Annotated in this window: 6 protein-coding genes; 4 read left to right on the top strand and 2 right to left on the bottom strand. The window is 37.9% G+C overall.

The window, feature by feature from the left end; all coding sequences use genetic code 11:
• Positions 1-707 precede the first annotated feature (707 nt).
• Positions 708-2852 carry a S46 family peptidase gene (locus tag Q4D72_RS11550; RefSeq protein ID WP_303078044.1) on the top strand — a complete coding sequence of 715 codons (2145 nt, stop codon included), beginning with the start codon at positions 708-710 and terminating at the stop codon, positions 2850-2852.
• A gap of 81 nt (positions 2853-2933) precedes the next feature.
• Here the strand turns inward: Q4D72_RS11550 and Q4D72_RS11545 are convergent, their stop codons facing one another.
• The gene (locus Q4D72_RS11545) at positions 2934-5339 is read right to left on the bottom strand and encodes an outer membrane beta-barrel family protein (protein ID WP_303078042.1); all 2406 of its coding nucleotides are present in this window, start codon (positions 5337-5339) and stop codon (positions 2934-2936) included.
• Between the two features lie 417 nt (positions 5340-5756).
• Here Q4D72_RS11545 and Q4D72_RS11540 point away from each other — a divergent pair, with 417 nt between their 5' ends.
• On the top strand, positions 5757-6491 hold the full coding sequence (locus tag Q4D72_RS11540) for a slipin family protein (protein WP_303078041.1): 735 nt from the start codon (positions 5757-5759) through the stop codon (positions 6489-6491).
• A 93-nt stretch (positions 6492-6584) separates the two neighbouring features.
• Here the strand turns inward: Q4D72_RS11540 and gpmA are convergent, their stop codons facing one another.
• Complete coding sequence (gene gpmA / locus Q4D72_RS11535) at positions 6585-7331, bottom strand: 2,3-diphosphoglycerate-dependent phosphoglycerate mutase (protein ID WP_303078040.1); 747 nt, start codon at positions 7329-7331, stop codon at positions 6585-6587.
• A 217-nt stretch (positions 7332-7548) separates the two neighbouring features.
• On the opposite strand from gpmA, the gene Q4D72_RS11530 reads away from it, so the two are divergent.
• A complete protein-coding gene (locus tag Q4D72_RS11530) occupies positions 7549-8727 on the top strand; it encodes a MalY/PatB family protein (protein WP_303078039.1) in 1179 nt (392 codons plus the stop codon).
• 376 nt (positions 8728-9103) lie between these two features.
• Positions 9104-10407, top strand: a 1304-nt coding sequence (locus tag Q4D72_RS11525) for an MATE family efflux transporter (protein ID WP_303078037.1), incomplete at its 3' end; no start/stop codon positions are given.

Here is a 10407-nt window from a genome sequence, read left to right as displayed (position 1 = left end):
CGGAAAAGATACGGAAGGCTATCGAAAAGAGTTCATCCGCTTGGTGGAAAGTGCTAAATTACTGGATTCAAGTGCTTCTAAAATCAAATAATCATTAGTATATAGTTTGTCTTTTTATATCTGTTCTTTTGTCTTGAAACAAAAGAACCAAAAATTCAAGACTTTGGATACTCAGCTAAAAATCAGATGAATTACGCTGAAAATATCCAAACTTGCTCCCTGCGGTCGCTTCGGACAGTGGATATTTTCCACGCTCCATTCATTGATTTTTTTAACGACACATACTCCGCAGTACGGACTTTGTCTCCAAGGTCGAAAATCACTCTTGAAAATAGCAACAATTTAAAATGGGTTAGTTATATAAACTATTTACAAAATTTCGGTTTTTCGGATTTTTCGGGAAACCGAAATTTTATACAGCCAACTCATTTCAAATTATCATTTTACAAAATCCTCTTTTAGAGAAGATAATCAGCGAGAGCTGAGTATGTGGGTGCGAAAGCAGGGTATGTAAGGAAGGACGAAGGATATTTTCTTAGGATTTACATCCCCCTACCCCATTCAAAGGGGGAATTAGCACCACAGCTATCTTTGGAGCAGCTATTTTTCCTGTTTTTCGTCACTCAAAAACGTTAAAAACTATTAAATAAAATTTTTACTTGTGATAATTGTTTACTTTTAGCCTCAAAAAAATTAACTATCGTATGATGAAAAAAATGTTTTTGACACTCATCGCCGCACTGGTTTTAACACCCGTGGTTCGCGCCGATGAAGGAATGTGGTTTTTAATGTTCATAGAACGCCTCAATCAGCGTGATATGCAAAAAATGGGCTTGCAACTCACCGCCCAAGAAATTTACAGCATCAACAACAACAGTTTGAAAGACGCCATCGTGCAGTTTAACGGCGGTTGTACGGCAAGTATCATTTCAAAAGACGGCTTGGTTCTGACCAACCACCACTGCGGATACGGGCAAATTGCCGAGGTTTCTTCGCCTGAAAACAACTATTTACGTGACGGATTTTGGGCAAAAACACACAAAGACGAGCTAAAACCGCAATCGCTTTTCGTGCGTTTTTTTGTTCGTATGGACAATGTAACCCAGCGAATGCTTTCGGTTGTGAATGACCAAATGACTGAAAAAGAGCGTGAAGCGGCTCTAAACCGTGAAATGGCTAAAATTCAGAAAGAAAATGACGGAGGCGGAAAATATGTGGTTTCGGTGCGTCCTTTCTTCCAAGGAAATGAATACTATTACTTTGTTTATCAAGATTTTAAAGATGTTCGTTTGGTAGGAACGCCACCTGAAAGCGTAGGGAAATTCGGAGGCGATACCGATAACTGGGAATGGCCTCGCCAAACGGGTGATTTTTCGCTCTTCCGTGTGTATACCGACAAAGACGGAAACGCTGCTGATTATGCCGAAAGCAACATTCCGATGAAAACCAAAAAATATTTGAACGTAAGTTTAAAAGGCGTTCAAGAGAACGATTTTGCGATGATTTTGGGTTATCCGGGTCGTACAAACCGCTGGGAATCATCGTATTGGGTTAATCAAAAAGTAAAATATGCTTATCCGGCTTGGGTGGAAGGCTCAAAAACGGCGATGGACGCGATGAAAAAATATATGGACAAAGACGATGCCGTTCGCCTAAAATATGCTTCAAAGTACTCACAAATAGCTAATTACTGGAAAAACCGACAAGGAATGATTGACGCTTTAACGGCTCACAAAACCGCTGATGTAAAGCGAAAAACGGAGAAAAAATTTGCCAAATGGGCAAGCAAAAAAGAAAACAAAGCCGAATACGGCAACGTTTTAAACACAATGGCTACGTATTTTGAAAAAACGAACGAAAAATCTGCTGACGATAATTATTTGATTTCACTGCTCAGAAGTTCGTATTTCGCAACGCTTCCTTACGGATTATCCTCACAATTGCAGCGTTATGTAAGCATTTCAGGATTAGAGCAATACACAATGGCTGCACAAATTGAACAAGGGCTTTCGCTCTACGACCAAATGTATATTCCTATTGAAAAAGAAGTACTTGCCGATGTACTTTCACTTTACGCCCGCAAAGGGAAAAATGTAGCCGATGAAGTGGCAAAAATCAACAAGGAATACAATGGTGATTTCAAAAAATTTGTAAACGAAGCCTTTGAAAAAAGCGTTTTGACAAGCAAAGAAAAAGTAAAAGCGTTTTTGGATAAACCCGAAGCCGACAAATTAGCCAATGACCGTTTGATTGCACTATCTAAATCATTAATAGCAAAATACAACGAAGATACGGAAGAGCAAATCGCCTTGCAAGATGCTTACGATAAGGCATATCGGGCTTTTGTAAAAGGAATGCGAGCTTCAAAAATAAGCACCGTTTTGTATCCTGATGCCAATTCAACCTTGCGATTGACGTACGGAAAAGTAAAATCCTTGCCTGCCGACAAACACAACGCCGACGTTACGAAAAATTACTACACCACGCATCAAACGTTAGCCGCCAAATTCAAAGCTAACGACCCCGAGTTTGATATGCCCGAACGTATGCTGACAATGCTTGCCAACAAAGATTTCGGCAGATATGCAGACAAAAAAGACGGCAAATTACACGTTAATTTCCTAAGTGACAACGACATCACGGGCGGAAATTCAGGTTCGCCGGTAATGAACGGAAAAGGTGAACTCATCGGACTGGCTTTTGACGGAAACATCGAAGCAATGGCCGGCGATGTGATTTTCGACAAAAAACTACAACGAACCATCAATGTGGATATTCGTTATGTACTTTGGGTAATCGACACGTTTTCAGGAGCTAAACATATCGTTGATGAAATGACCATCGTGGAATAATTCTTTAAAATTCATACAAAAAATCGGTTCTAAACGGAGCCGATTTTTTTTTTTTTGAAAAAAAACGATTTTTACAAATCACTACAACCGCTCAGCTTCGTCTAAACTGCTTTGATGTGGCGTTTTGGAACTTTGTTTCCCGAGTTTGTACGTCAAATAGAACTTTATTTGTCGCGATTCGGCGTGTCCCCAAATGTAATTATCCAAATTAGGTAAATGACTTTCGGAGTCCCAACGGCGTGTATGGAAAATATCCGTCAGTGATAGGGAAACATTGAGTTGATTCTCCCAAAAATTACGCTGCAATCCGATGTCAATTCCTCCGGAAGGTTTAGTGACTTCATTGGCATTGACAATTTGTTTTGTGGTATAATCAAAGGAAACTTCTCCGGTGATTTTGTAAGGAAGTTCAATCCGGTTTTGTGAATTGATGGAGAAAGTCCATTTTTTGGGGCTATATGCAATATAGTTTTCTATCTGAAATATATTTTCATTGTAATAAACGGTCGGATTAATATGTGTTTTAAACCAAGATGCCCACTGAATTTCTTGCAAAATGCCTGCCGAAAAATAATTCTGATGACCAATGTTACGAGGAATCATAATTACACGTTCATTTTCGCGTTTTTCAGTAATTTGCCCGCTGAAATCACTTGTGTATGCATAAGAAAGTAATACGTTTGTCTTGCCCCAAGTTGCAGATGCACTAACTTTATATATTTTCTGAGGTTCTAAAAATGGATTTCCTACCCAGTCCGAAAGTCCGTCGAGAGCTAAAATAAAAGGACTCAAATCTTGGTATGCAGGGCGGGCAATTCGGCTACTGTAACTCAATCCGTAAGTTGTGTTTTCGCTTTTCTGATAGGTAAGATTTACAGAAGGAAAGAAATTGATGTAATTTCGTTTATTTTCTTGATATTTCTGATTACTTCCTTCTCTTGGAAATAATTTTCCGACTGAAAAAGTATATTCACTACGCAAACCACCTTCTATTGATAGCTTTTCGTTTATCGGAAGTGCATATTGAATATAAGCCGATAGCAAACGCTCACTGTATTTGAATGTATTAGAACGATTTGGATTAATCAAATTTCCTGTTGGATATATCGTAAAGAAATCAGAACTATTATTAGAAACAACTTGCGAGAATTTAATTCCTGAACTCCAATTTCCTTTCCATAATGGGAATTTTTGATTTAAAGAAGTAGCAAAAATATGTACTTTTCGGTCGCTATCTGATAAAAAAGCATCATCAGGAATATAATTTCCTGCCGAATCTTTATGCCAATTGGGTTGATGTACTCCCGATAAGCCGTCAAAGAAAATATAATCTATATCAAGGTTATATTTTTCATTTTCAGAAGGCTGATAAGCATAAAAGGTATTCATTCCGTAGCGAGCGGCTCTTTGTTTGATATAATCGCTTTTCCCGATTAGGACTTTTTGATGTTTGAAATCCTTGTCAAATATATCGTTTTGAGTATTTATGATTCCTTTTCCGTAAATTGTATTTCCTTTTAGACTGAAACCAATTGTATTTTTATCAGAAGGAGAATAATCTAAGCTGAAATGAGCTGAGATTGCCTTACGTTTGTCAGTGTCTTGAGAAGAACTGATATAAAAATTGTCATCTAAGTGCCTGTCTGAGCCATAATCGTAGTCGATATTACCAAAATTATGATTGTATGAGGTGTTTATGTTTAATTTCTCTGTGTTATGTTGCACGGATATGTCAGTTGAGTTTCGTAAATGATTCCAGTAGGAAATGCCACTACCTGCTGAAACGTAAGTGCCTTCAAAAGTATGTTTGTTTAGCACAATATTAATTATTCCTGCTCCTCCTTCTGCATCGTATTCAGCCGACGGATTTAATAGCACTTCAATATTCTTAATTTGTGAAGCGGAAATGGTTTTGAGCAGATTAGCCAATTCTTCGGTTTGCATATAGGTGGATTTTCCATTGATAAAAACTGCCGTTCCTTTCTTGCCGAAAATTGAAATAGCATTATTGTTATCCATTAATATACCGGGTGTTTTTTTGAGAGCTTCGAGGGCGTTCCCTCCGGAGGTAATGCTGCTTTGTTGTGGTGAGAAGATTATTTTTCCCGCTTCTAAACGAACGGCTGGCTTAATTCGGTCTGCTGATACGGTTACTGAGCTTAATTCTGTAATGGAAGGATTTAGTTTTATGAAAGAAAGCGTTGTGTTTTTGTCTGAAAGAGATAATTTTTGTTCGTGCGATTCAAATCCTACGGCGAAAATGATTAGTTTTAGGTTGTTTTGGTTTACTTTCAGAATGAAATTACCTTCTGAATCGGTGGTTGTTTGTGAAATTACTTCATTTTTGTCAGAAGCCATTACAGAAATAATAGCATACGGAACAGCTTGATTATCATCATCAACTACACGACCCGAAACGGAATAAAAAGTTTGCGAAAATAGATTTACAGAAACAAAACAAACTAAAAGGAAAATGATTTTTTTCATTTTTTAAGCGTTTTTAATTTTCAGTAGTTACGAAAGTTGTTTAATTGCGTACAAAATTAAAAATTAAAAATTAAAAATTAAGTACGGAAACTTTATTTTAGAAACAATATAAATAACAAAAACTATTATTTTTTTTCGTACTTTTGCCACAACCGCCACCTATTTAAACAAAACGGATATAACCAAAATAGGGCATTGCGGAGCATTTTGCAAGGTTATATTCCAGTGTATCAGGGTTCGAATCCCAACTGTCATAACAACAGGCTTGGTTGCAAAAGGAGTGGCAAGAGCTTTTGCTCAGCAAAAATAAAGTTTGCAAAATAAAGGATACCGCTAAAATTCAGCATTTTAGCTTAATTTGTTTTCCCTTTATGTTTTGTAACACCGCTCCTTTCTAATTTTAAAATCAATAAAAAAATGGGCATATTTACAAAAAATTATGAAGTCCCTCCATATAAAACGGGATTTTTATTCAGAAATAATATTTTTGAAAAACAGTTAGAATCAGGGTTTTACGAAATTTCGGACTGGAAAAACAAAACCAAATTGTACATCCTTCCAAAAAATATCCAATTAATCAGCGTTACCAATCAAGAAATCCTGACCAAAGACAATATTGCATTGCGGTTTTCGTTCAACATCACTTACCGAGTGGCGGACGGACTTAAACTACTGGAAAACACTGATTTAGAACTCCCTTACATTTTAGGAAGCATTGAAAATAAACTTCAAAATATGGTTCAGATTTATTTCAGAAGAATTATTTCTGAAATAGAAAGCGAAAATCTGAACGAAAAACGAAGCGAATGGTCAAACCTAAAACCTGAGGAATTACAAAAAGAAGCAGAAACCTTTGGTATTCAGATAGAAAGCATTCAGGTAAGAGACATTACCTTCCCGAAATCCATTCAGGATTTATTTGCCAAACACCTCGAAGCCAAGATACGCTCAAAAGCGGATTTGGAGAACGCCCGCACTGCCGTAGCCACCGCCCGAGCCTTGAAAAACGCCTCCGAACTGATGAAAAACGATGACAACATCAAGTTTTTCCAAATGCTGGAAACCATTTCCAAAATAGCCGAAAAAGGCAAACACACCTTTATGATTGGCGACATAAACGCTTTGACAAACAAAAACAACGGTAAGGAGTAGTTTTAGCATTGAGGCTGTTTCGTTTTTCAGTTGCAAGAAATGATTAAAAAAAACCCTTCATTTTGAAGGGTTTTTCTCTAAAAATCATATCAATTATTTTGATTTTCCTTGATTGGCAACACTGTTAATAGCAGCTGCAATGGCTTCTTGGTCACCTAAATAATAACTCTTAATTGGTTTTAAATCAGCATCTAATTCGTAAACCAAAGGCACTCCGGTAGGGATATTGAGTTTCAAAATTTCAGCTTCACTAAGTCCGTCCAAGTACTGAACCAATGAACGCAAACTGTTTCCGTGAGCGGCGATAATCACGCTTTTTCCGTCTTTAATTGCCGGAGCAATATCACTGAACCAGAAAGGCAACATACGGTCGTAAGTATCTTTCAAACTTTCACCTCCTGTTTTTTCTTCGGCTTTTAGGTTGCTGTAACGGCGGTCGTGTGCCGGGTGTCGCTTGTCGGTTTCTTCAATAAGCGGCGGTTTCACATCGTACGAGCGTCTCCACAAAAGCACTTGGTCTTCACCGTATTTTTCGGCAGTTTCGGCTTTGTTCAGCCCTTGCAAAGCTCCGTAACTTTTTTCGTTTAGTCGCCAGCTTTTGTTGGTTGGCACCCACAAATCGCCCATTTCATCTAATGCGTAATTCAACGTTTTGATGGCTCGTTTCAAAACCGAAGTAAAAGCCACATCAAACTTAAATCCTTCTTTTTTAAGGATTCGACCGGCTTCACGTGCCTCTTCAATGCCTTGCTCGGTTAAATCAACATCTTCCCAACCGGTAAATAAATTTAATTTGTTCCATTCACTAAGCCCGTGGCGTAACAATACAATTTTGTACATTTTTATATTATGTTTTTTAATTAATTACTCGTGTGCAAAAACAAGGACAAATGTACGATAATTATTTCATTCAAGCACTACAATTTGCCGTTATTTTTGGCACTATTTTTTCAGAAAACATAAAATTTCGTTTTCTTTTTGTAGTCTATTTTAATTTTCTTACTTTTGCGCTTGTTTAGTGAAATTACCAGTTACAATTTTTATCCAAATAACCGTTATGAACTATAATTTTGATGAAATCAATAATCGTTGTAATAGCGATGCACTTAAATTAGAAGCGCTTGAACCGCGTTGGGGAAGAACCGATTTAATGCCGATGTGGGTTGCCGATATGGATTTTAAAACGCCTCCGTTTGTGGTGAATGCCATCAAAAAACGTATGGAATGTGAAATTTTCGGCTACACGGCAAAACCAAAGGCTTGGTATCAAGCCATTATTGACTGGCAAAAACGCCGCTTCGGCTGGGAAATTACCCCCGAAATGATTTCCTTTACGCCGGGTGTGGTACCTGCTCTGGCAATGGCTGTACAGGCATTTACCGAAAAAGGCGACAAGGTACTGATTCAGCAACCGGTGTATTTTCCGTTTTCGTTAGCAGTTGTAAACAACAACAGAACCTTGGTAAACAGCCCATTAGAACTCAAAGACGGCCAGTATCAAATCAATTTTGAAAAACTAGAACAAGATATTAAAGGATGTAAACTATTTTTGTTTTGCCATCCGCATAACCCCGGCGGACGTGTTTGGACGCGTGAAGAACTCCAAAAAGTGGCGCATATCTGTCACAAAAACAACGTAATTATCGTTTCTGACGAAATTCACGCCGACCTTACCCTTCCCCCACTCCGGCACATTCCGTTTGCCGGCGTAAGCGATGAAGCTCGCAACAATTGCATCACCTTTGCCTCACCCAGCAAGGCTTTCAATCTGGCGGGATTTGCCACCTCTTATGCCGTAATTGAAAACCCAAAATTGCGACAAACATTCCAACAATATGTTGAGAGCAATATGCTCCTTGCCGACGGAAACGTATTTGCCTTTCAAACCGTTATTGCCGCCTATACACACGGCGAAGCGTGGCTTGCGCAATTGCTTGATTACATTCAGGGAAACATCAATTTTACCGTTGATTTCATAAAAACGCACATCCCGAAACTAAACGTTATCGTTCCGCAGGCTTCATACCTGATTTTCATTGATTTCCGTCAGCTAAATCTATCTCAAAATGAAATAGTTAATCTCTGCGTTGATAAAGCACATTTAGCACTCAACGACGGAGCTATGTATGGCAAAGAAGGGGAAGGCTTTATGCGCATCAATTTGGCTTGCCCAAAATCAGTGGTTGAAAAAGCTTTGCTTCAGCTCAAAAAAGCCGTGAATGAAATGCAGTCATAATTCGAAAACACACGCATTCATATCAAAATTCCTTTTCAGTTTTTTTGAATTGAAAAGGTTTTTTGTTGTATATCATTCAACAAACAACTGTTCAAAAGCTCCAACAACTCTATTTTTGAAAAATAGAGTTGTGCTTTAAGAAAAACAACATATTTCTATCAATTAAGATATATTTTTTATATAAATAAGAATTATTTTCACAAAAAATAAAACTAATCAAACTCAAATTAACCATTTTCATAAAATAATAGTTGTACCTTGATTAAAACAAAATATTTCAATCAATTAATATATATTTTTTACATAAATAAGAATTATTTTCACAAAAAATAAAACCAAACGGACTCTAATTAATCATTTCAATAAAATAACAATTGTGTTTTTACAAAAAATCAGTACATATACAAACGAATTTAAACAAAATTTAAAAATTGCCTATCCGGTTATTTTCGGGATGTTGGGACACGCCATCGTTGGGTTGGTGGACAATATTATGGTTGGAAAAGTGGGCGTTACGGAACTGGCTGCCGTGGCGCTGGGTAATAGTGCGGTTTTTATAGCGATGTCGTTCGGAATTGGTTTTTCGGTGGCACTCACGCCTTTGGTTGCAAAAGCTGACGGGGAAAAAAATCCTTCCGAAGCCAAATCGATTTTAAAACACGGATTTATATTAAACACCTCATTATCAATTATACTTTTTGCATTAATGCTCTTTGCCGAACCATTGATGCGCCTTACCAGTCAGCCCGAAAATGTCGTAAAACTTGCCATTCCGTACACCAATTTGGTGGCTTTTTCACTGATTCCGTTGGGGTTTTATATGACCTTAAAACAATTCGCTGACGGACTCTCGCTCACCAAACAATCGATGTACGTAACCCTCATCGGAAATGTTATTAACGTAGTTCTCAATTATTTATTTATTTATGGAAGTTTCGGTTTTCCAAAATTGGGAATCATCGGTGCGGGCATCGGAACGTTGGTTTCGCGCTTTGCAATGCCCTTTTTATTGTGGTGGATGTTACGAAAACTGCAACAAACCCGCGAATTGGTCGTAAATTTCAATTGGCGTAAGCTCGAAAAACATAAAATGAGAAAAATCATTGCGCTGGGCATTCCGTCGGGATTACAAATGATTTTTGAAGTGGGAATTTTCACAACCGCCATTTGGCTCAGTGGCATTTTGGGTGAAAACCATCTGTCTGCCAATCAAATAGCATTAAATTTAGCTACAATTACGTTTATGGTTGCCAACGGATTGGGCGTAACGGCTATGATTCGGGTTGGCAATCAGTTGGGTTCTAAAAACTATCTGAATTTGAGGAAAGTAGGCATTTCTGTATTTCTGTTGGTGTTTTTTACGCAAACCTTTTTTGCCATTTTGCTTGCCACATTCCGATATGTGTTGCCTTCACTTTATTTGGATATGAATGACGTTGAAAAAATAGCCAATAACCTGCTGGTAGTTGATGAAGCCGCACAGTTACTGCTCGTTGCCGCCATATTTCAAATATCTGATGGACTGCAAGTTACAGCATTAGGCGCATTACGCGGATTGCAAGACGTAAAAGCCCCGATGTACATCACCTTTGTTGCCTACTGGGTGGTCTCGTTTCCCGTTTCATATTTTTTAGGTCTCAAAACTTCGTTGGGCACAATGGGCATTTGGATTGGCTTGCT

The organism is Capnocytophaga sp., from assembly GCF_030532915.1.
GTDB lineage: Bacteria > Bacteroidota > Bacteroidia > Flavobacteriales > Flavobacteriaceae > Capnocytophaga.
This window is presented reverse-complemented; position numbering and strand designations above follow the sequence as displayed.